The organism is Acinetobacter sp. AL9 (assembly GCF_041464035.1).
GTDB lineage: Bacteria > Pseudomonadota > Gammaproteobacteria > Pseudomonadales > Moraxellaceae > Acinetobacter > Acinetobacter towneri.
The window spans coordinates 1-21,665 of record NZ_JAYFSK010000006.1; the positions used below are offsets into that span (position 1 = coordinate 1).

Annotated in this window: 20 protein-coding genes and 1 pseudogene; 7 read left to right on the top strand and 14 right to left on the bottom strand. The window is 43.2% G+C overall.

Annotated elements, in window-relative coordinates; genetic code table 11:
* Positions 1-299: 299 nt before the first annotated feature.
* The 5 genes from acpP to ACEO2X_RS02340 all read right to left on the bottom strand — a co-directional run bounded on the left by acpP (position 300) and on the right by ACEO2X_RS02340 (position 3,358).
* Entirely contained in the window at positions 300-536 is a 237-nt protein-coding gene (acpP, locus tag ACEO2X_RS02320; RefSeq protein ID WP_179993624.1) for an acyl carrier protein, read from the bottom strand.
* Positions 537-619: 83 nt separating this feature from the next.
* The gene (gene fabG / locus ACEO2X_RS02325) at positions 620-1,354 is read right to left on the bottom strand and encodes a 3-oxoacyl-ACP reductase FabG (RefSeq protein WP_004972328.1); all 735 of its coding nucleotides are present in this window, start codon (positions 1,352-1,354) and stop codon (positions 620-622) included.
* Positions 1,351-2,337 (bottom strand): ACP S-malonyltransferase, encoded by a 987-nt coding sequence (gene fabD, locus ACEO2X_RS02330; protein ID WP_179988534.1) that lies wholly within the window; start codon positions 2,335-2,337, stop codon positions 1,351-1,353. The genes fabG and fabD overlap by 4 nt, the downstream gene beginning before the upstream one ends.
* A gap of 204 nt (positions 2,338-2,541) precedes the next feature.
* The gene (gene rpmF, locus ACEO2X_RS02335; protein WP_004972331.1) at positions 2,542-2,724 is read right to left on the bottom strand and encodes a 50S ribosomal protein L32; all 183 of its coding nucleotides are present in this window, start codon (positions 2,722-2,724) and stop codon (positions 2,542-2,544) included.
* A 76-nt stretch (positions 2,725-2,800) separates the two neighbouring features.
* The gene (locus ACEO2X_RS02340) at positions 2,801-3,358 is read right to left on the bottom strand and encodes a DUF177 domain-containing protein (RefSeq protein WP_004972332.1); all 558 of its coding nucleotides are present in this window, start codon (positions 3,356-3,358) and stop codon (positions 2,801-2,803) included.
* Between the two features lie 98 nt (positions 3,359-3,456).
* Here ACEO2X_RS02340 and ACEO2X_RS02345 point away from each other — a divergent pair, with 98 nt between their 5' ends.
* The 6 genes and pseudogenes from ACEO2X_RS02345 to rluB form a co-directional block, all read left to right on the top strand.
* Entirely contained in the window at positions 3,457-4,119 is a 663-nt protein-coding gene (locus tag ACEO2X_RS02345; protein ID WP_371971016.1) for an elongation factor P hydroxylase, read from the top strand.
* A gap of 91 nt (positions 4,120-4,210) precedes the next feature.
* On the top strand, positions 4,211-4,828 hold the full coding sequence (locus tag ACEO2X_RS02350; protein WP_004972336.1) for an L-threonylcarbamoyladenylate synthase: 618 nt from the start codon (positions 4,211-4,213) through the stop codon (positions 4,826-4,828).
* A gap of 68 nt (positions 4,829-4,896) precedes the next feature.
* Positions 4,897-5,169, top strand: coding sequence for a hypothetical protein (locus ACEO2X_RS02355; RefSeq protein ID WP_096902074.1), 273 nt, complete (start codon positions 4,897-4,899; stop codon positions 5,167-5,169).
* A 227-nt stretch (positions 5,170-5,396) separates the two neighbouring features.
* Positions 5,397-6,191 carry a ScpA family protein gene (locus ACEO2X_RS02360; protein ID WP_180061022.1) on the top strand — a complete coding sequence of 265 codons (795 nt, stop codon included), beginning with the start codon at positions 5,397-5,399 and terminating at the stop codon, positions 6,189-6,191.
* Positions 6,188-6,781 (top strand): SMC-Scp complex subunit ScpB, encoded by a 594-nt coding sequence (gene scpB, locus ACEO2X_RS02365; RefSeq protein WP_004972340.1) that lies wholly within the window; start codon positions 6,188-6,190, stop codon positions 6,779-6,781. The genes ACEO2X_RS02360 and scpB overlap by 4 nt, the downstream gene beginning before the upstream one ends.
* 41 nt (positions 6,782-6,822) lie before the next feature.
* Positions 6,823-7,743: pseudogene (gene rluB / locus ACEO2X_RS02370) on the top strand (23S rRNA pseudouridine(2605) synthase RluB); the annotation flags it as partial.
* A 332-nt stretch (positions 7,744-8,075) separates the two neighbouring features.
* Here the strand turns inward: rluB and bioD are convergent.
* From bioD to bfr, 6 genes are all read right to left on the bottom strand, one after another.
* Positions 8,076-8,726, bottom strand: coding sequence for a dethiobiotin synthase (gene bioD / locus ACEO2X_RS02375; protein WP_096902081.1), 651 nt, complete (start codon positions 8,724-8,726; stop codon positions 8,076-8,078).
* Positions 8,723-9,532: a malonyl-ACP O-methyltransferase BioC gene (gene bioC / locus ACEO2X_RS02380; protein ID WP_371971017.1), complete on the bottom strand. Its 810-nt coding sequence runs from the start codon at positions 9,530-9,532 to the stop codon at positions 8,723-8,725. The genes bioD and bioC overlap by 4 nt, the downstream gene beginning before the upstream one ends.
* 8 nt (positions 9,533-9,540) lie before the next feature.
* Positions 9,541-10,698, bottom strand: coding sequence for an 8-amino-7-oxononanoate synthase (locus tag ACEO2X_RS02385; protein ID WP_371971018.1), 1,158 nt, complete (start codon positions 10,696-10,698; stop codon positions 9,541-9,543).
* The gene (gene bioA / locus ACEO2X_RS02390) at positions 10,695-11,978 is read right to left on the bottom strand and encodes an adenosylmethionine--8-amino-7-oxononanoate transaminase (RefSeq protein ID WP_131260786.1); all 1,284 of its coding nucleotides are present in this window, start codon (positions 11,976-11,978) and stop codon (positions 10,695-10,697) included. The genes ACEO2X_RS02385 and bioA overlap by 4 nt, the downstream gene beginning before the upstream one ends.
* Positions 11,979-12,077: 99 nt before the next feature.
* Positions 12,078-12,809, bottom strand: a complete 732-nt coding sequence (locus ACEO2X_RS02395; RefSeq protein ID WP_371971019.1) for a hydrolase — start codon at positions 12,807-12,809, stop codon at positions 12,078-12,080.
* Between the two features lie 172 nt (positions 12,810-12,981).
* Positions 12,982-13,446, bottom strand: coding sequence for a bacterioferritin (gene bfr / locus ACEO2X_RS02400; protein ID WP_004972356.1), 465 nt, complete (start codon positions 13,444-13,446; stop codon positions 12,982-12,984).
* 324 nt (positions 13,447-13,770) lie between these two features.
* Here bfr and ACEO2X_RS02405 point away from each other — a divergent pair, with 324 nt between their 5' ends.
* Positions 13,771-14,832, top strand: coding sequence for an aldehyde reductase (locus tag ACEO2X_RS02405; protein WP_004972358.1), 1,062 nt, complete (start codon positions 13,771-13,773; stop codon positions 14,830-14,832).
* Positions 14,833-14,918: 86 nt separating this feature from the next.
* Here the strand turns inward: ACEO2X_RS02405 and ligA are convergent, their stop codons facing one another.
* The 3 genes from ligA to smc all read right to left on the bottom strand — a co-directional run bounded on the left by ligA (position 14,919) and on the right by smc (position 21,655).
* Positions 14,919-16,955 carry an NAD-dependent DNA ligase LigA gene (gene ligA, locus ACEO2X_RS02410; RefSeq protein WP_004972359.1) on the bottom strand — a complete coding sequence of 679 codons (2,037 nt, stop codon included), beginning with the start codon at positions 16,953-16,955 and terminating at the stop codon, positions 14,919-14,921.
* A gap of 184 nt (positions 16,956-17,139) precedes the next feature.
* Positions 17,140-18,189 carry a cell division protein ZipA C-terminal FtsZ-binding domain-containing protein gene (locus ACEO2X_RS02415; protein WP_180062400.1) on the bottom strand — a complete coding sequence of 350 codons (1,050 nt, stop codon included), beginning with the start codon at positions 18,187-18,189 and terminating at the stop codon, positions 17,140-17,142.
* Position 18,190: 1 nt separating this feature from the next.
* Positions 18,191-21,655: a chromosome segregation protein SMC gene (gene smc / locus ACEO2X_RS02420; RefSeq protein WP_371971020.1), complete on the bottom strand. Its 3,465-nt coding sequence runs from the start codon at positions 21,653-21,655 to the stop codon at positions 18,191-18,193.
* Between the last annotated feature and the right edge of the window lie 10 nt (positions 21,656-21,665).

A 21,665-nucleotide genomic window follows, 5' to 3' on the forward strand; every position in this document is an offset into this window, starting at 1 on the left:
AAAGTTGGGTGTATTTCTTCATCGTGTGCTTTCCAATTGCGGGTTGAAAAAGTCTAATGATTCTATGAATACACCTAACTTTTTCAACTAACTACAAATGTGTTGCACTTGAGATTTGAATCTGCGTAACTAAAAAATAAGCGACTTCGGTTGTGATTAGACACTAGCCTGGTAACAAAATGTAAGCTACATCATACATTTAACAAAATGCGCCTTTTTCATATTCGATTGTAAAAACGACAGCGCATAAAAAAGCCACCTTGCGGTGGCTTTCATTTCAGCAGAGCTGAAATCAACAATTAACCAAGTTTTTTAGTTACGTAGTCGATTGCTGATTGAACTGTTGTGATTTCGTTAGAATCTTCGTCTGGGATTGTGATGTCAAAATCGTTTTCGAAAGACATTACAAGCTCTACTAAGTCTAAAGAGTCAGCACCTAAGTCATCCATAAAAGATGCTTCGTTTTTGATTTCTTCAGCTTTAAGACCAAGTTGTTCTGCAACCGCTTGTTTAATGCGTTGTTCGATATCGCTCACAGGAATTCTCCTCATTGCTTGTGGCGTTTTTAATGCCGTTAGTTTAATTGAATCTATAAAATTTTGAAAGTTTATAGTTGAGCTTAGCTCATGTATAAACCACCATTTACGTGTAACACTGTACCAGTGATGTAACCAGCTTTGTCTGAAGCCAAGAAACTCACTGCATTTGCGATATCTTGTGGATCACCTAAACGGTTTAATGCCACTTGCTCACTCATTTTTTTGCGAATTTCTTCACTTAGCTGATCTGTCATTTCAGTTGCAATAAAGCCCGGCGCAACCGAGTTTACTGTAATTTGACGACTGCCCATTTCTTTGGCAAGGCTACGGCTGAATGCTTCAATACCCGCTTTTGCCGCAGAATAGTTGGCTTGTCCTGGGTTCGCAAAATGTGCCACCACAGAACTAATATTAATAATGCGTCCAAAACGTGCTTTGGTCATGCCCTTCAAGACACGTTTAGATAAACGGTAAACTGCCTTTAAGTGAATGTTGAGAATGTCATCCCAATCATCTTCTGACATACGCAGTAACAAATTATCTTTGGTAATGCCCGCATTGTTAACTAAAACCAAAACTGAACCATAGCTTTGTTCAATTTCAGAAACCAATGCATCAATGGCTGCACCATCACGGACATCCAATACTTTACCTGCACCGTTTTCTGCAAAACTTGCCGATAATTTTTCTGCGCCCGCTTCAGAAGTGGCAGTACCTACCACAAAAAAACCGTCTTGAATGAGTTGCTGAGCGATGGCTGCACCAATCCCTCGGCTTGCACCTGTGACTAATGCAACTTTACGTTCTTGTGTCATGCAATTTTCCCTTCTGCCACTAAAATGGCATTTAGTGCATCTTCCATACGACTTTGTGTGTCGAGTGGGAATGCTTTTTCGATATTCGGTAAACGCTTCGCAAGATTCGCCAATACGTTGCCTGGGCCACATTCCACGATATATTCAATACCCTGATCTTGTAGGTATTGCATGGTTTGTGTCCACTGCACCGATTGGTACAATTGCGCAGTGAGTGCCTGACCTAATTGCGCAACATCTGCCGCGATTCCAGCGTTGACATTTTGTATTACAGGAATACGCGGTAGCTCAATGGCAGTTTGTTCCAAAGCTTGTGCAAACTGTTCGGCAGCAGGTTTCATCAATGAACAGTGTGAAGGTACAGATACAGGCAGGGCAATGGCTTTACCGCCATTTTCTTTGGCCAATGCCATTACTGCTTCGACTAAAGTTTTATCGCCTGCAATAACCACTTGCCCTTGTGCATTGTAGTTGGCTGCTTCTACCGAGCCACGACCTTGCACATTCACTTGTTCACATAGCTCAAGCACTTTGGCATCTTCAAGGCCTAAAATGGCAGCCATTGCGCCCTGACCTTGTGGCACAGCGTTTTGCATTAATTTGCCGCGCAAGTTTACCAGTTTAACGGCATCGCCCAAGCTCAAGCTGCCTGCAGCTACTAATGCGCTGTATTCGCCCAATGAGTGTCCTGCCAAATATTTTGGTGCAACACCACCCAACTCTAACCACACATGCCATAAAGCGATACTTGCAGTGAGTAATACAGGCTGAGTAAATTCTGTTTGGTCTAAACCTTCACCACTTTGTGCAATGTGCCATAAGTCAAAGCCAATCGCTTCAGAGGCTTCTGCAAATGTTTCGCGCACACCGCTAAACTGTTCTGCAAGCTCAGCCAACATACCGGCTTTTTGTGAGCCTTGACCAGGAAAGACAAATGCAGTTTTAGTGGCTTGAGCTGCTTGCTCGAGTCGTTTAGCAGACATAAAAAATCCTTTAATTAAGATGCGCAAATTGTAGTTTTTTGCAGCTACAACCCACACCTTCTCATGTAAGCTCAGTTATGGAGCGGAAATTTAACACTTAATTTTGTTTTTAGTAATTGCCAAATACAACAAAAATCGTGCACAAAAAAAGGGAGCTTACGCTCCCATTTTTTCTACTAAGCTTGACGCTTAATACATCACCAATTATTCAGCATCTGCTTTAGCGAATAATTGACGACCACGGTAGAAACCATCTTTAGTTACGTGGTGACGACGATGAGTTTCACCAGTAGCTTGGTCTACAGTTAATGCATTCTCGGTTAAAGCGTCATGTGAACGGCGCATGTCACGGCGAGAGCGACTTTTACGGTTTTGCTGAACGGCCATGATGGCTCCTTACAAAGATCGAAAAAATGGATCAGAACAAATTGAGTTGTCTTAACTAAAAATTATAACATAATTTTCAGTTAAGTTTACCTTTCAAACTTGCCAAAACATCAAACGGATTATCACGTTTTTCTTCGGCAATGTTCTGAATGGCAGGTTGATGCTTATGCTCGCAAGCGTCATGCTTAGGAGATAAAGGCAACAACAATAACAATTCATCTTCTATAAGTGACAGTAAATTAGCCGTCGCAGGCGAATCATAATCGCCTTTGGTGGTGGCTTCACTTTCACCTAATACAATGAAATCAGCATCCTCATCCAAGCGCTCTATCAGTGACTCATCATCCACAAGAGCTAGATGAAAATCTGAAACGAGGTCTATTTCTACAGAACCCAAGCAGCGCTGGCATTCCATTGGAACTTTCGTTTCAATATGACCATCTAGCCATACAATGCGATGATACGCATCCATTGATAGCTTACAGTCTATGTTAACCAATTGATCATCAATTGATCCAACAGCTTCACGGGCGATACGAGCAAAGCGAGACAATGGCAGGTTACCTGACCATGTAAAGCCCTGTTCAGCCCATTTAAACGGCTCAATCTGTGCCGGAAAGGTATTTGCTGACATAATTAAGGCGGCAATTCTACAAATTCATCAGTACTCTGTCAAAGATTAAGATACAATTTTGTACTTATTTAGACAGACCAATTTTGGGTAACACAGTCATGCATCTGTTGCAGCCGCAAACAGAAGTGAATTTTTCATCACTTGTGAGCACACTTCCAACCACCAATTCTGACACTTCGCACCCCCAAGTGCAACTCTCGGACTGGGCAAAACTCAATACAGAAACGGAACAGGTGGACTGGCTCATCTTACACTTTAATCACTGGTTTTCCCACCTAAATGTGAACTTGGTCAAAGGTGATTTTGAACCTGAGTACTTTCCTGCCACGGTAACACAGCCTGCACGAATTCAATTTGCACATGGTTTCTTTAATAGTGCCTTGCATGAAATTAGCCATTGGTGCATTGCAGGCGAACAACGACGTTTATTGCCAGACTTAGGCTATTGGTATGCTCCCGATGGTCGCACTCAGGAACAACAAGCCTTATTTGAACAGGTTGAAATTAAGCCTCAAGCCATTGAATGGCTGTTTGCTCAAGCGTTTGGACGAAAATTCCGTGTATCTTTAGATAACCTGACCGGTGAAGGTGGAGATGGCCGCACATTTAAAGACAATGTCTTTGCCCAAGTGCAGCGTTATTTTAACGGAGAAGCCAAATTACCACGCGATGCAAAACGCTTTATTGAATGTATTTGTTACTGCACCCGAGGTGGCAAAACATTACAAATTACAGAGTTTGAACGAAAAAATTTGGATTAAATGCAATAAAGCACAAGGCAATGATTGCAAGTGACATCAATCCCCTTTCATAATGAGCCTAACGTCACACTTACGCTACTGAGGAATTCATATGTTGCATTTAAGAGTACATCCTGAAAATCCACAGCCGCGTCTAATCAGCCAAGCGGTTGAACGCATACGCGCAGGCGATGTGGTGGTCTATCCAACCGATGCTGCTTATGCGATTGGTTGCCAAATTGGTAATAAAAACGCGATGGAACGCATTTCACAAATTCGTGGTTTAGGCGCAAAACACCAATACGCTATTATTTGTGCCGATTTATCGGATATTGCCACCTACGCCAAAGTGGACAATGCCATGTATCGTCTACTGAAAAACAATACGCCTGCGGTCACCACATTTATTTTACCTGCGACCAGTGAAGTTCCGCGTCGCTTGATGCATCCCAATAAAAAAACCATTGGTTTGCGTATTCCAAGCAACCCCATTTGTCGCATGCTGCTTAAAGAATTAGGCGAACCTTTACTGACCAGCACCCTGATTTTACCGGGGCAAGAAGACCCTTTAGATGATCCATACGAGATTGATCTACAACTCAACAAACGTATTGATGTACTGATTGATGGTGGCTTAGGCACACTTAGCACCACCAGTATTATTGATTTATCGGGCGACAACCCGCAAATTGTGCGTCGTGGTGTGGGAGATGTGAGTGCTTTTGAATAAGCATTCACTACCTTCAAAGTGATTGACAGCACGGCAGTTTAAAAGCCTTGCTTGCATGAATTAAACCGATGACTTTATTTCAGGTATTGTTAAATTTGCAGCAGTTCTCGGATGAGATGCACATTTATGTGCAACATCCTTGGACATTAGAGTCCGATGCAATCGTATGTTCCAAAACTGCATTCACAGCAACAATGCCTGAACCTCCCGCTACTTATACTTATTTTTTAGATGCAGCATTATGCAAAGCACTTTTGGCACAATCAGAAAGCCGTAATCTTTGCCTGCAAGACAGCTGCATGGCAATGATTGAATACGCATTACAGAATAAACAGAAATAAATACTTAAAGATTGAATGAGTTAATTTTTACAACTTGCCTTAAATCTCCCTCAATCCCGATTTATTTTAGGCTTTTTTTGATATTTGGTCGTAGAACAGATTTATTTCAATCACGATATCCTTTAGACTAGCCGCTATTAATTCTGAGCTATTTCTCCATCTCCTTCTTATCTGAAGCGGAAATAGCATTTGCATGCTTTTGAAAATTCGCGTGGCCCAACACTGTAATGAATCAATCCCTCCACAATGCGATGGAACCTGCCCAACACATTCGTGTGTTAGATGAGTGGCAAGAGTCGATTCCTGAGGATTTGTATATTCCTCCTGCAGCATTTGAAATTCTGTTAGAGCATTTCGAAGGACCACTCGACTTTTTAATTTACCTGATTCAAAAAAATGGCTTCGATTTACTTCAGTTAGATATTGCCCCGATTGCATCGCAATATTTGTCGTATATGGATGCCATGAAATCGCTAAATATTGAACTGACTGCCGATTATATGGTGATGGCGGCATTACTGGCCGATTTAAAATCCCGCCTGTTGTTGCCTAAACCTGCAAGTATCAGCAGCATTGAAAAAGACCCAAAACAAGAGCTGATTGACCGTTTAGAAACCTATTTAAGAATCAAGCAAGCAGCTGAACGCTTGGGGCAAATGTCTGTTTTGGAACGCGATACCTTTGCTACCAATCTTAGCTTAGGGCATACCGCAGTCAATAATGTTGGCTATGCAGCCGATCAATTACGTGATGCCTTGTTCTGTATTTTTAATCGTCCTGAACCTGTCACCCATCAAGTTTTGCAAGAACCTGTTTTACTTGAAGAACGGATTGCATTTATTGAAGCCAAACTCGCATCGGGTGAAGTACTAAGTTTTGACGCGTTGCTTAAACCAAGTCAGGGACGCATGGGCATGGTGGTGACCTTTATGGCGATTTTAGAACTGACCCGCCAGCAAAAAGTGTGCATTATCAGCAGCGGTATTGAAGCACCATTGAGCATTCAAGGGGCGCAGACATGAATCCAGAACCAATAATTTCAAGCTTGTCTGAAGGCGAACAACAGCATGAAGTGCTGATGCAACTCGAAGCAATTATTTTTGCCAGTGACAGTGCTGTGTCTTTAGCACGTCTGAAAGAAGCGTTTCAAGATAAGTACAGCAAAGCGCAATTGCGCCAGTTTTTACAACAATTGGCCATGTTACAACATGGTCGCTCGATTGAACTGATCGAAACCGCACAAGGTTTCCGTTTTCAGGTGCGGGCAAAGTATCGTACAATTATTACACAGGTATGGCCTGAACGTCCGACCCGACTTTCACCCTCACTGCTAGAAATACTGGCTGTGATTGCCTACCACCAACCTGTGACCCGTGCAGATATTGAACAAATTCGCGGAGTATCAAACAATAGTCAAATTTTACGTACATTGTTTGATTGGAACTGGATTAAAGAATCAGGTTTCCGAGAACTCCCAGGAAGACCTGCGTTGTTGGTTACAACGCCTCAATTTTTAAATGCGTTTGGCTTGAATTCCTTAAGTCAATTGCCTCCCCTACAGGATGCCAAGGAAGCTTTCATGGCACTCGATGCATCTGCGTCTGTGTCTTGAATAGGTAAACTGTTGATGATCATTTCTAAGGTTATGCTGTCATGAGTGAAAAGTTGCAAAAGGTACTCGCACGAGTAGGCTTGGGTTCTCGCCGTTATATGGAAGAAGTCATTGCCGCTGGTCGTGTGAGTGTCAACGGCCAAGTTGCCCAAGTGGGTGAACGTATCGAACCAGGTGATGAGCTTCGCATCGATGGTCGTAAAGTTCAGTTCCAAATTGAAGATGAAATTCGTCGTCGTGTTCTGATTTACTACAAACCAGAAGGCGAAATTTGCTCACGCAACGACCCAGAACAGCGCCCAACTGTATTTGATAACCTGCCTGCAATTGCCAATGATCGTTGGGTAATGGTTGGTCGTCTGGACATTAACTCGACAGGTTTATTGCTATTCACCAACGATGGTGAATTAGCCAACCGTTTAATGCACCCATCGAACGAAATTGAACGTGAATATGCAGTTCGTGTGATGGGTGAAGTGACACCACAACTGAAAAACAACATGCTGCGCGGCGTAGTGCTAGATGATGGCCCTGCCAAGTTTGAATCTTTCTCTGAAATTGGCGGTGATGGTATTAACCGCTGGTATCAAGTGGTGGTAAAAGAAGGTCGTAACCGCGAAGTTCGTCGTATTTTTGAATCACAAGGTCTGAAAGTCAGCCGTCTATTGCGTACCCGTTACGGCACGGTAATTTTACCGCGTGAATTACGTACAGGTCGCTGGATGGAATTGGATAAAAATGACATCGATAACCTTGCCAAAGCGGTTGAGTTAAAACCACGTCAAGGCACAGGTTTGTACGGCATGGCAAAACGTCGCAATGAGCGTATGCAGGAAAAACCGTTGGCAGCACGTCGTGGTGGTTTCTTGCGTCAGCAACGTCGTGACACCGAAGAAGCTGCACAAAACACAGGTTTTGCACCGCGTGAACGTCGTCAGGACGGTAACAGTTACGGCAACCGCGAACCACGCCAAGACGGTAACAGTTACGGCAACCGTGAGCGTCGTCAAGATGGTAACAGCTATGGCAACCGCGAACGTCGCCAAGATGGCAACAGCTATGGCAACCGTGAACGTCGCCAAGATGGTAACAGCTATGGCAACCGTGAACCACGTCAGGATGGCAACAGCTACGGCAACCGTGAACGTCGTGACGAAAATGCACCACGCAAACCGTTTGGCAATAAAAGCTTTAAAAAATTCTAAAAGCTGAAATACGCCAAATTGATAAAAAGCCACACGTTCATGTGTGGCTTTTTTATTGGGCAAATTTGTTGGACAAAAAATAATAAAAATTAAATATTTGGCAATACAGGAATTTCAATCCACTGTGCTTTTGGAAAGCTTTTTGACAAATAATTTTTTAAATATTTGGCAGTATCCTGCGAAATTAAAGGGTCTTGTGATTCATCGTTCAAATTATATGCCAATGCATGTAAATTCAAACCACGTGTTTTTAAAGCTTCCAAACTGAGCAAAGTGTGGTTAATACTGCCCAAACGCCCAGAACTCACCAAAATAACAGGATATTGTTTTTGCTCAATATAGTCGATGGTGAGTAGGTCTGTGGTCAGCGGCACCATGAGCCCGCCCGCACCTTCTAATAATACTGCATCATACTTTGCCGCCAGTTGCGCAGTCGCAGCCTCAATTTTAGCAAAGTCAATTTCACGACCATCAATTTGTGTAGCCAAATGCGGTGAAGCAGGATAGCTAAAAATTTCAGGCATGGTGAGTTTGTCATCATCTTCAGGCAACCATTCACTGCCCATAATTTTACGATGCTGCTCAATATCTTCTGAAACGTCTTGATTGCCCGTTTGAATCAGTTTTTGGGTAATGGTCTGAATACCCTGTTCATTCATGGTCTTGGCTAAATAACCCGTGGCATAGGTTTTGCCAATCCCTGTATCAATACCACTCACAAAATAGACTTGAGCTGTCATGGCATTCTCCGTGCAAGACAATAAATAGGATGATACGTGAGCGTATAACTTTTTTGCTGTGAGCTATGCTGCTGACTAAACTGTTCATAGCCCCGATAAAATTCGGTTAAAGTCGTTTTGTTCCAACGCTGCCCTTGTGCTGTACCCGTGACACCTGTGGCTTTTAAATGCTGCAAAATCTGTTTAGGATGTTCAAAACTTAATGATTCAAGCTGCTCTGAACAGTGTAATACTTCAAAGCCCTGCTGTTTAAGCTGTTGTTGTAACGCATCCATACTCAAATAATGTAAGCCTTGACCTGTTAATTGCTTAATTTCAGTCAAGTTTTGAGGGCCAAACGTCGAAAAGCACAAATACCCTTGCGGCTTTAACGCTTGATTCGCCTTGCGCAATAATGCTCCAAAATCTTCCACCCATTGCAAAGCCGAACTCGAACAAATTAAATCCAAAGACTGCGGAAAATCGAGCTGTTCTATATCGCCAATTAAGCCATGAATTTGCGTACTAGTTGTTTGAGGATGATGCAGATACGCATGCAACACTTCGGCATATAAATCATTTAAAGTCAGCTGTTGAATTTGAAATTCACGCAGTAGCAAGTCGGTTAAATTCCCTGAACCACAGCCGATTTCCAAGACGTTTTCAAAGCAAAGCTGAGGTTGATCTGACAACTTTTGCTGCACAATATATTGCTGCATTTTTGCCATTAACTGCTGACAAATTTGCTGCTGTACCACGGCATGCGTTTTATAACTCTGATGAGCGCGGGCAAAACGCTGTGCCACTTGTGCCTTATCTATACGCATACGCACACTCAAAGCAAATCCAGTAACTGTGTTAAATCTGCCGTTTCAAATTGCGTATTTAAACAAATCCGCAGTCTTGAACTGCCTTGCGGCACAGTCGGTGGACGTACAGGCATCACATAAAAACCTGCAGTCTGTAACTGTTGGGCTTTGCTTACAGTTGCAGTAGAGTCGCCAATAATCACAGGTACAATTTGCGAAGTAGATGGGCAAGCAAAACCTTTGGCCTGAATCCCCTGCTGCATAAATTGGCTCAAGGCCGCCAAATGCTGACGCTGTGTCTGCATGTGCACAATCTGATTCAGCATAAACTGCGTCCATGCCATACAAATAGGTGGCTGTGCGGTACTAAAAATTAGCGGGCGCATTCGATTAATCAGGTAATCGCGGATAATCGGATCACAGATCAAATATCCCCCAACTGAAGCAACAGCTTTACCAAACGTCCCGACCAGAAAATCAATGGCATCAATCACGTCATATAGTTCGGCACAGCCCAAACCTTGCTGCCCACGCACACCAATCGCATGTGCTTCATCGACATATAACATAACTTTGGCAAACTGCTGTTTCAGCGCGACCAATGCGGCTAAATCAGTTTCATCACCATCCATACTAAAAATGGATTCAGTCACCACAATAATGCGTTCATAATTGTCATCAGCATGATATTGCATCAGCAATTGCTGCAAATGTGCCAAATCATTATGCCGATAACGCAAATATTTGGCAGATGACAAACGAATGCCGTCAATCATGCTGGCATGTACCAGTTTATCGGCCAAAATTAGGGTTTTCGCATCTGCCAATGCAGGTAAAATACCAATATTCATGTGATAGCCGCTATTAAACAGCAAGGCAGCTCGCCCATGAAATAATTGCGTTAATGTGGCTTCAAGCTGTTCATAGGCAGGGAAATTTCCAGTCAGCAAACGTGATGAAGATGCACTCATTAAACGCTGTGCATTGGGCGTTTCATCAAAAAACTGTTCACGTAAGCGCAAATCAGAGGCTAAACCCAAATAATCATTGGAAGATAAATTCAGCATCTGCTGTTGCTGAATTTCAATTGTTTTACCTTGCTGCTGATTGCTGCGAAATTGACGAAAATTGCCCTGTTGGCGAAGCTGATCAAGCTGTTCTGCATAGTGATCGAGTAAACTCATGCGCTCGCTCCTTGCATACCTGTCACCACCTCAGCCAATTGCTGCAATAAAGTATTTAGTTCTGCTGCTGTAATCACATACGGCGGCATCACATAAACCAATTTACCAAATGGACGCACCCAAATACCGCGTTGCACAAATTCTTGTTGCAGGCTTTGCATATCGACAGCATGTTTAAGTTCTACCACACCAATTGCACCTAAAACCCGCACATCCTGCACCCATGCCAAATTAGCCAATGGTGTTAAATGCTGTTCAAGTTGCTGTTGTATACGTTGAATATTGGCTTGCCAGTCTTGTTCTAATAATAATTGGGTACTTTTTACTGCAACCGCGCAAGCCAGTGGATTTGCCATAAAGGTCGGGCCATGCATAAACACACCTGCCTCACCCTGCGAAATCATTTCTGCAACATGCTTCGTGGTCAATGTGGCAGACAAAGTCATATAACCGCCTGTCAGCCCTTTGCCGATACACATAATATCGGGTTCGACCTGAGCATGTTCCCATGCAAACAACTTGCCTGTACGCCCAAAACCTGTGGCAATTTCATCAAAAATTAACAACACGTCATATTGCTCACAAAGCAATTTGGCTTGACGCAAATATTCAGGATGATAAAAACGCATGCCGCCTGCACCTTGCACAATTGGTTCAATAATCATGGCGGCAATCTGCTGATGATGCTCTACCAAACTTTGCGCCAATTCTGCAATATCGGCAGGATTCCACTCTTGGTCAAAACCTGTTTGTGGTGCAGATACAAAATAACGACGCGCCAAACTTGAGCCAAAAACCTGATGCATCCCTGTAACAGGATCACAAACCGACATGGCATTCCATGTATCGCCATGATAGCCAGAACGGGTGGTAATAAAATTGGTTTTTTCAGTTTTGCCTTGTGCAGTCCAGTATTGCACAGCCATTTTCAGCGCCACTTCAACGGCGACGGAGCCTGAATCTGCATAAAAAATTTTATCTAAACTCGGTGGGGTAATTTCGAGCAACAAACGCCCTAACTCAATAGCAGGACGATGGGTCAATCCACCAAACATGATATGCGCCATACTGTCGAGTTGCTCAGTCACAGCACGGTTCAGCTCAGGATGGTTATAGCCATGAATCGCGCACCACCACGATGACATGCCGTCAATCAACTGGCGACCATCTTCAAGTTCAATGGTGCTGCCAAATGCCCGCTTAACCTTAAAGGTTGTTAAGGGCTGAGTCATAGAGGTGTAAGGATGCCAAAGATGTTCACGATCAAAAGCCAAATCCATCAGTTCTGTCATCCCACCATCATCCTTGATCTTGTAAAAAACTTGATGTGCTAAATCTTAAACCTGTCTACAGATAAAATAAATTGCGAGATTTGTCACTTATGGATCTGTTGGCAGGTTTTTCTGTAAATATTGGCAGATTTTGCTAGTCAACTCATCGGCATGGAATAATGGCAGCCCATGCGAGCCTTGTAAAACATCTACGCTTAAAAACTTTGCAGCTAAATTTTGCAGTTTAGCTGCAACTTTGCAATCAACTAAAACATCCTGCTCTGCAAAAAGATGATACTGCAGACCTGCATAATTTTTAAGCTTAGTCACCAAGTTTAAGTTTTCCAATAAACTCAAATCGTGTTGAAGCAAAGATTGCGGCTGTGGCTGAACCAAACTTTGTAATTGTAATAGGTCGGTTTTACTGCTACTCACGCCCTGACACACCATAAAACCAAAACGCTTTAAAGTTAAAACTGGGTCTTGTGCAAAAGATTGTTTAAACTGGGCAAATGTGGCTTGTGGCATGGCTGTATCCCAATCTGCTTGTGCAACAAAACACGGATTGGATGCAATGGTGATTAAGGTTTTATATTCTGCATATTGGCTGGCAATCGCATCGACCAACAGCGTTGCCAATTGCCCACCCAGTGACCAGCCCATAATCACATCAAACTGACGTGCAAATTCGACCTGTTGCTGCATGACCTGTGCATCAGCAGCGTTAAAAATATTGATGAGCTCAACCCGAAAACCTTGTGCTGTTAGGGCTTGCTGTAACGGATTTAATAGTGCAGTACCACCGCCCCAGCCTGTAATCAATAAAATCTGTTGTTGCACGTGGCTTGCTCGCTAGTTAGAAAATCACCTCAGTATAATACTGAATCGGCTCAATCAACATCTGCAAAGCACCAAGATACGTCAATCAAAACGAATCTAAATATAAAAGCCGATCTATAAAAAAACCCGATTTATCATAAATCGGGTTTTGGCTTAATTTGCTTTGATCAGATTACATTTGCGATTGAATGTAGTTTTGCAAACCAATCAATTCAATTAAACGTAATTGTTTTTCCAACCAATACGTATGATCTTCTTCTGTGTCGGTCATTTGCTGACGCAACATATCACGGCTGACATAGTCGCCTTTTTCTTCACACAATTTTACGCCTTGCGCCAATTTTTCACGTACTTCGTATTCCAGTTTTAAATCGGCTTTTAAGCAAGACACCACATCTTCACCCACGTCGATGTCATCGCGCTGCATATTTGGAGTGCCTTCAAGGAACAATACACGACGAATTAAAGCATCGGCATGCTGCGCTTCTTCCTGCATTTCATGGTCAATGCGCTCAAAAATTTTGCTTAAACCCCAATCTTCATACATACGCGAATGAATCAGGTATTGATCGCGAGCAGCCAGTTCGCCACCAATCAACATATTTAAATAGTCTACGACTTCTGGATTGCCACGCATTTGCTGTACTCCCTTTCTTAATCCAGTCATTATGGACACATTCAGGCAAAATTGCAAAAGTTAATTATTGTAAACCCATGATTTTTATAAAATTAAAATGAGAAACATACGCATTTGCAATATAACTTAAAAATTCCCATATATAAAACAACTGCTTGGCAAAACTTAGCTTTAAAAATGACAATACAATGATTTTGCATCATTTTGTAAATATTGAAAGAAACCATACTTTGACGCTCAAGTATCGTAAAAAACGCCTAAAAAGCGGATTTTAAAACCCAGCTGCTTTATGATAGTCACGAGTTCCATCACTTTCTTAAAATAATGACAAATCTAAATACATCTGCACCCATTTTAGTCACAGGCGCAACAGGCTATATTGCCAGTTGGGTCATTAAAAACCTGCTTGAACAAGGACATACCGTACACGCGACGGTGCGTGATCTGAATAAAACCCACAGTTTTCAACATCTGACTGATATCGCGGCAAAAAGCACAGGCAACTTACAATTATTCCAAGCCAACTTACTTGAAGAAGGTGCTTTTGATGCCGCCATGCAAGGTTGTGAAATCGTGCTGCACATGGCCTCGCCTTTTGTGGTCACCAATTATAAAGATGCAGTTAAAGACATTATTGAACCTGCCGTCATAGGCACCGAAAATGTATTAAACAGCGTTAATCGTACTGCATCGGTAAAGCGTGTAGTGGTGACTTCAAGTATTGCTGCAACCTATGGCGATGCGATTGATATTTTAAATACGGCCAATAATCGCTTTGATGAAAGTCACTGGAATACTAGCAGCAGCCCTGAGCATCAGCCTTATCCTTATTCAAAAGTGGCAGCTGAACGCAAAGCTTGGGAAATGGCAAAGGCACAAAACCGCTGGGATTTGGTCTGTATCAACCCTGCTTTGGTGCTTGGCCCATCGTTGACCAAAAACACCCAATCGGGCAGCGTGGAAGTGTTATTGCAGTTTGCCAACGGTATGACCTTGGCAGGTGTCCCTGCTATGTGGAATGGCATTGTCGATGTGCGTGATGTTGCCGATGCTCACATTCAGGCCGCATTCAACCCTGCTGCTGAAGGTCGCTATATTATTAGCGGTGGCACACTCAGCTTATTGGAAATGGGCAAAATTTTAGCGCAGCACTTTGGACGTAAATACCCTTTCCCACGCAATCAGTTACCTAAATTTGCCTTTAAAGCCTTTGGCCCTCTACTTGGTTTTTCCCGTAAATTTGTGGAACTGAATATGGGCTACCCAATTTATTTTAATGCGGAAAAAAGTCAGCGTGAATTGGGTATGCACTACCGCAATATTGAAACCAGTCTAGTCGAACATTTTCAGCAACTCATTGATGATGGCATTGTGAAGAAACGTTAAACCTTCGACTTCTCTCAGTACAAACCAAGGCACTTCATCGTTGAAGTGCCTTTGTACCTATTAGTGGATAAAATGTAGGATGATGCTTATTCAAGCACACCATATTCCTGCATCAGCTGAATAAACTCAGCTTCATTCATGACCTGCACACCCAACTTCTCGGCTTTTTCCAGCTTTGAGCCAGCTTTCTCACCCGCCACGACACATTTGGTTTTACCCGAAACACTACCACTCACCCGTGCACCCAAAGCCTGCAACAACTGAGTCGCTTCATCGCGTCCCATTTGGCTCAACGTCCCTGTAATCACCCAACTTTCACCATTCAAAGGCTGACGTGTCGGTGCAATCGGAGCATCCCAATGAATGCCTGCAGCTAATAAACGATCCAACACTTCTAAATTATGCGGCGCTTGGAAAAAGTCCAAAATCCATTCTGCCGTAATATCTCCCACATCTGGAGTTTTCTTTAACGCTTCTAAATCAGCTTCACGCAAAGCCTCTAAAGTCTGAAAAGTATTGGCAAGCATCCGCGCGGTGGTTTCGCCCACACCACGAATTCCCAAGGCATAAATAAACGCAGCCAAAGTAGTTTTTTTGCTGTTTTCAATCGAGTCAATCAAGTTTTGAACCGACTTCTCACCCATTTTTTCAATGCCGAGCAAAGTGTCGCGGTGTTCGTGTAAATGATAAATATCAGCCACATTTTGTAGCAAGTTCAGATGCAGTAATGACTCCACCCAACGATCACCCAAACCTTCAATATCCATGGCTTTACGTGACACAAAATGACGAATCGCTTCAATACGCTGTGCCGCACAATACAAACCGCCTGAACAACGCGCCAAAGCCTCACCTTCAGGCATCACCACAGGCGAATCACACACAGGGCATTGTTCAGGTAAATGCACTTCTTGCGCATCGGCAAGGCGAAATTCAGGCCAGACTTTTTCAACTTTGGGAATCACATCACCACTACGGTAAACACTGACCGTATCGCCTAAACGCACATCCAAACGGTGAATTTCACCAATATTATGCAAAGTAACATTGGATACCGTCACACCACCTACCGCAACGGGGTTTAAACGTGCCACAGGCGTCAACGTACCTGTGCGCCCCACTTGCCAATCAATATTTTCAATGGTGGTTAAAGCGGCAACTGCAGGGAATTTATAGGCAGTCGCCCAGCGCGGCTCACGACTTAAAAAGCCCAATTGCTGTTGCTGTTTCAAGTCATTGACCTTGACCACCATGCCATCAATTTCAACGCTTAAATTCGGACGCTCAAGGTTAATTTGCTCATAGGCCGCCTGAACATCTTGAATGCTCTTGCAGACAAAATGACGTTCGCCAATTTCAAAACCAAACTGCCCCAACCATGCCAAACTGTCGGACATGGTGCTTTGTCCATGAGGCGGCACACATTGTGCAATGCCATAAGCATAGAATGCTAAAGGACGTGAAGCCGCAATATTCGGGTCTAACTGACGCAAACTGCCTGCTGCTGCATTGCGTGGATTGGCAAAGGTTTTTTCACCTTTGGCTGTATTGGCCGCATTGAGTTTTTCAAAACCAAGTTTTGGCATCAACACTTCACCACGCACTTCCAAAAATTCAGGAATAGCCGTTTCTGTCGCACTCAAAACTTTCGGTAAATTGCGGATAGTTTTGACGTTGTGGGTAATGTCTTCCCCTGTTTCCCCATCACCACGGGTCACACCACGCACTAAAACACCATGTTCATACCAAAGTGAAATCGCCAAACCATCAAATTTGAGTTCGACATCGTATTCAATATTTTGGTTGGGCAAACGCTCTTCGACACGTCTTGCAAAGGCAAATAATTCTTCCTGATTAAACACATTGCCTAAAGACAACATTGGCACAGCATGTGTAACCGTGGTGAACTTTGCCAAAGGTGTGCCACCGACTTTATTGGTCGGTGTATCGGGTTGAACTAAATCTGGATACTGTTGTTCCAACGCTTTGAGTTGATGGAAAAGCTGATCATATTCACTGTCTGCAATTGTCGGTTGATCCATCACATAATAGGCATGATTGTGCTTGGCAAGCAGTTGAATCAATTGACGCATTTGCGCCACGACGGTTAAATCTACAGACATATTTTCCACCATAAAAAAGGGCGGTCTTGTTCCGCCCTTCAATTTTTTCTATGTAGCGCATGCTACAGCTTGTATTGCTGCGCACATTATAAAAATGCTGCTGCAAAGTTGCAATTTATCCTACTGCACTCAGTTCATTTGCCAAACACTTGACGTAGCTTATACCCAGTACGAGATCGCAATTCTAGACATGACTTGCCTGACCAGCACGATAATCTATCGCCTGATGACGCCAGTGTTCACGTAATTGTGGAGTAAACTCTAAATGGTTTTGGTCATAGACCGTTCCATCAATTTCACGTGCAATCAGTCCTGAAATGCTGACCATGGTATCAAAGGCATTTTGCACATCGCTGTGCGGCAAAGCGAGGAAGAACGCTAAACCTTTAACTTGTTCGCTCGATAAAGTTTCTAAATCAAAACCATCTGCGCCTTCATCATTAATTTGTAAAACTGAAAATAATAATTTAGTGCCATCTTCGTTATAGCGATGGAAACATGACATTTCACCGAAACGTAAACCATATTTCATCAAGACTTTTAAGGCTTTATCGCCCGAAAGTATGCGACGTTCAGGGAAGACATTCAGCGCGATAAAAGATTCAGCGGTTGCCAAGGCACTTTCTTCATCCATGATTTTTTGTTCATGCAAATGCGAATCTAAAATGCTGCTTTCTTCATTAAATTCTGAAATTTCGGCAGTTTCAATGTGTTGATTCAGACTGTATTCAGTCGAAGCTTTGTTTTGCTCGACAGTCTGCGCATTCGGTTCAGTTTCTATAATCACTTGCTGAATTTCATCCGATAATGAATATTCTGAAGTTGTCGCTGTCGGGCTTGGCGTGTCTTGTGCAACTTCAGACTTCGATATCGTTGTGGATGGATCAAGCTCAGAATTTTCTGTATTTGCCTGCAAACTCGGTTCAACTTTGTCAGTTTCTGTGCTTGAAGAAGCCACGACATCATCCGTTAAAGCCTGTGGTTCAGACTTGGCAGGCGCATCTTGCGTAACTTCATCTACCGTTAAAGTCGGCTCCACACGCGGTGGCGTAGCGTCGCTTTGCAATTGGTCACGTACATGGCGTGGAATAATCGGTTTTTGGCTTTCTGCATTAAATTGCAGTTCCGAATCTAAGGATGGCGCTGAATCTACAGGTTTTTTTAGAATCATTTTCAAACCAAACGCCATGATCACAATAGCGATGACAATTCCAACGATTGTGGTGATTTCCATATTATGCCTCCGCGACTAGGCCGTATTCTGCGGCTTCTTCTAAATTTACGGTTACTAATTTTGAGGTTCCCGGTTCAGGCATGGTAACACCTAAGAGGTCGGTTGCCATCGTCATAGCAAGTTTATTATGTGTAATGTAAATGAATTGCACTTGTTCAGAAAGTTCTTTTACTAAATTACAAAAGCGCCCCACGTTAGCATCATCTAACGGTGCATCAACTTCATCGAGTACGCAAAATGGCGCTGGGTTTAAACGGAAGATTGCAAAAACCAAAGCCAAAGCTGTCAGTGCTTTTTCACCCCCTGAAAGTAAGGCCAAAGAACTGTTGCGCTTACCCGGTGGACGCGCCATCAATTTCACCCCAGATTGCCAGTCATCTTCCAAGCTCAGACTCGCTTCACCGCCATTAAAGACTTTAGGAAACAACTCCTGCAATTCGGTATTCACCTGATCAAAAGTATTCATAAACAGTTTACGAGTTTCCTGATCAATACTTTTCATTGCCGCCTGTAACTGCGAAACGGTATTTTCCAAGTCTTCAATTTGATGGCTTAATTCTGCAAAACGGGCAGATACTTCTTCATATTCTTCCGAAGCCGCCAAATTGACCGCACCCAATTTATCAAACTGTTGCTGCGCTTTCGCCAGTTTTTGTTGATGCGCAGCGACATCAATCTGCAAACCTGTGATGATCTCGCTGTTTAAATCTTTTAACTGTTCAGAATAATGCTGATAGTCCGACTTTGCCGATTGCCATGCCAAGCGCTTTTCTTCGAGTTTGGCACGTAATTGTTCATCTTGCTGCTGTTGCTGCTGCCGTTGCTCGGTCAGTTGCTGCTGTTTGGACTGCACACTGTTCAATTCCACTTGCCATTCCTGCCAAGTTTTTTGCAGCTTTTCAGTCTGTTGCTGCTGCTCTGAAAACTGAGTTTCTAAGGCAGGCAATTCCAACTGAACAGGATCGACAAACTTTTTGGCTTGTTCCATTTGCGCCACAATTTGTTGATATTGTGCTTTTAAGAAAGTGGCATCTTTTTCTAACAGTTCAATTTGCTGCTGAGTTTGTACCGCTTGACAACGTAACAGATCCACTTCTTGTTGCTGCTGCTGAAACTGTTGCTGTGAACTATCCAGCTGCTCATTCAGCTGCTCGACCTGAAATTGCAAGATTTTATACTGCGGTAAGGCTTGCTCAAGTTTAAAAGCCAAAGCATGCAAATCAATTTCCAGATCATCTTTTTGCATGGCATCTTCTTCAAGCTGCTCATCTAATTGTGCCAATTGATGCTGTAATTGCTGTTGCTGTACTGCAAAAGCCTGTGCCGCACTTTCGGCTTTCGCCATTTGCACATCTAGCGTTTGCAAGGCTTGCTGTTGCTGTTTGAGCTGTTGCTGTTGTTGCTGCAATTGCTGCTGCAACTGTTTTACCTGTTGCTGCAATTCAGGCAGTTGCTGTTCTGCTTGCTCATATTGTGGCAGTTGCAACGCCAACGCCTGTTCAATTTCATCCAAGCGAATCCGATGGCTTAATGCCCCTTGCCCTGCCTGTGCCGCTTCATCATAAAACAGCCCGATTACCCAGTCTGCTCCCACATGATAACCATCTAAACTAAGGATAGACTGCCCTGCTTGTAATTGCACTTGCAATGCCAAAGCCTGCGATAAACTTTCTGTAATTGCGACACTTTGCCACAAGCTACTTTGCGGTGAAGCAATCCAGTCACTGAGCGACTCACACCCCGAAAGCTGTATTTTTGATGTTTTTGAATCTACAGCCAAATGAATTTTTAGCTGACGTGCGCGGCTGTCCTGAAATTCAATATCTGCTTCTACCACCTGCGCAGATAACCATTTAGCCAAGAACTTTTCAATTAAATTGGCATGTGGTTTCGCCACATCTGCAAGTTGTAATACTTGCATCAACTGCACCACATCGGTTTGGGCTTTTGGACTTTGCTTAATGAGCAATTGATTGAGGTTTTTCTGTTCTGACTGCAAAATCTGAATCTCAGATTTTAAGGTCGCACACTGTGCTTTGTGCTCATTATAGTTGGTCTGCAACGTGGCGAGTTGCTGAGTGCTGTCTTGAATATTCTGTTCTAGTGTTAGCATTTCAGCCTGCAAGCGGGTCTTTTCGTCTTGCAGTTGTTGCATTCCCTCTTGCTGATCTTGCGGCTGAATTTGTGCAAACTGCTGTGTCAGGGTTTGTTTTTGCTGTTCAATACGGCTGATATTTTTGGCTAACTGCTCACTTTGCGCCTGCATGTGCACATGCTTTTGTTGTTGCTGTTCTACTTGCGCTTTGACTTGGGCATATTGTGCAGCTTGGGTTTGTTGCTGTGCTTTTAAATCCTGAAATTGCTGGCTCTGCTGCTGCGCCAAATGATCTTGCTGCTGTAGATTTTCCTGTTGGTTTTCTTGCTGATCGACCAAACTCTCTAGCTGCAATTCAATCAACTGCAAACGCTCTTTGGTTTGTGCTTTTTGTTGTTCAAGCTGCGATAAAGTCGCGGTATTTTGCTGAAACAAACTTTGTTTTTGTTCCAAAGTCATTTTCAGTTCAGCCAGTTTCTTTTCTGCCTGTTGCCATTCTTGCTGTAGCGGTGTCGATTGCTGAATCAAACGCTGAAACAACTCACTGGTCGCAGTTAAGTCATGTTCCAAAGTGGTCAGCTCAGAGCGCACCAATTTAAAACTTTCCCCTAACTCATTCATACTCAGGGTATATTCTTGCTGTAAACGTGCACTTTGTTCACACTGAAAAGACAACACTTCGACTTTAATGGTGCGAATTTCGCTCTCAAGCGCTTTGTATTGAATTGCTGTTTCTGACTGACGTTTTAAGGTTTTTAATTGCGATTTTAGTTCTGAAGCAATATCTTCCAAACGCGCCAAGTTCTGCGTGGTGTGATCCAAATGCAGCATGGTTTCACGACGACGCGCCTGATAACGTGACACGCCTGCCGCTTCTTCAATAAACACCCGCATTTCTTCAGGTTTAGCATCAACCAAACGATTAATCATGCCCTGTTCAATAATTGCATAAGAACGCGGGCCTAAACCTGTACCCAGAAAAATATCGGTGATGTCACGACGACGACACTTGGTTCCATTTAAAAAATATTCAGACTTACCATCACGGTTGACCTGCCGACGTACCGACAGTTCATTATAGGCGTTATAAGCACCGCCCAATTTGCCATAGGTATTGTCAAAACGCAGTTCAACACTGGCTACACCTACAGGTTTGCGTTTGGCAGTTCCTGTGAAAATTACATCCTGCATACTGCCGCCACGCAACTGGCGCGCACTAGATTCGCCCATCACCCAACGAATGGCGTCAATCACATTGGATTTACCACAACCATTCGGCCCCACCACAGCGGTACGGTTGGCTTTAAAATGTAAGGTCGTACTGTCGGCAAAAGATTTGAAGCCAGAAAGTTTTAAACTGCTTAAACGCATAATGTCCCAA

Bases quoted from the DNA above. Each gene is read 5' to 3' on its own strand.
- fabG (WP_004972328.1), bottom strand. From the start codon at position 1,354: ATGACACAAGAACGTAAAGTTGCATTAGTCACAGGTGCAAGCCGAGGG.
- fabD (WP_179988534.1), bottom strand. From the start codon at position 2,337: ATGTCTGCTAAACGACTCGAGCAAGCAGCTCAAGCCACTAAAACTGCA.
- rpmF (WP_004972331.1), bottom strand. From the start codon at position 2,724: ATGGCCGTTCAGCAAAACCGTAAAAGTCGCTCTCGCCGTGACATGCGC.
- ACEO2X_RS02340 (WP_004972332.1), bottom strand. From the start codon at position 3,358: ATGTCAGCAAATACCTTTCCGGCACAGATTGAGCCGTTTAAATGGGCT.
- ACEO2X_RS02345 (WP_371971016.1), top strand. From the start codon at position 3,457: ATGCATCTGTTGCAGCCGCAAACAGAAGTGAATTTTTCATCACTTGTG.
- ACEO2X_RS02350 (WP_004972336.1), top strand. From the start codon at position 4,211: ATGTTGCATTTAAGAGTACATCCTGAAAATCCACAGCCGCGTCTAATC.
- ACEO2X_RS02355 (WP_096902074.1), top strand. From the start codon at position 4,897: ATGACTTTATTTCAGGTATTGTTAAATTTGCAGCAGTTCTCGGATGAG.
- ACEO2X_RS02360 (WP_180061022.1), top strand. From the start codon at position 5,397: ATGAATCAATCCCTCCACAATGCGATGGAACCTGCCCAACACATTCGT.
- scpB (WP_004972340.1), top strand. From the start codon at position 6,188: ATGAATCCAGAACCAATAATTTCAAGCTTGTCTGAAGGCGAACAACAG.
- bioD (WP_096902081.1), bottom strand. From the start codon at position 8,726: ATGACAGCTCAAGTCTATTTTGTGAGTGGTATTGATACAGGGATTGGC.
- bioC (WP_371971017.1), bottom strand. From the start codon at position 9,532: ATGCGTATAGATAAGGCACAAGTGGCACAGCGTTTTGCCCGCGCTCAT.
- ACEO2X_RS02385 (WP_371971018.1), bottom strand. From the start codon at position 10,698: ATGAGTTTACTCGATCACTATGCAGAACAGCTTGATCAGCTTCGCCAA.
- bioA (WP_131260786.1), bottom strand. From the start codon at position 11,978: ATGGATTTGGCTTTTGATCGTGAACATCTTTGGCATCCTTACACCTCT.
- bfr (WP_004972356.1), bottom strand. From the start codon at position 13,446: ATGCGTGGCAATCCAGAAGTCGTAGACTATTTAAATATGTTGATTGGT.
- ACEO2X_RS02405 (WP_004972358.1), top strand. From the start codon at position 13,771: ATGACAAATCTAAATACATCTGCACCCATTTTAGTCACAGGCGCAACA.
- ligA (WP_004972359.1), bottom strand. From the start codon at position 16,955: ATGTCTGTAGATTTAACCGTCGTGGCGCAAATGCGTCAATTGATTCAA.
- ACEO2X_RS02415 (WP_180062400.1), bottom strand. From the start codon at position 18,189: ATGGAAATCACCACAATCGTTGGAATTGTCATCGCTATTGTGATCATG.
- smc (WP_371971020.1), bottom strand. From the start codon at position 21,655: ATGCGTTTAAGCAGTTTAAAACTTTCTGGCTTCAAATCTTTTGCCGAC.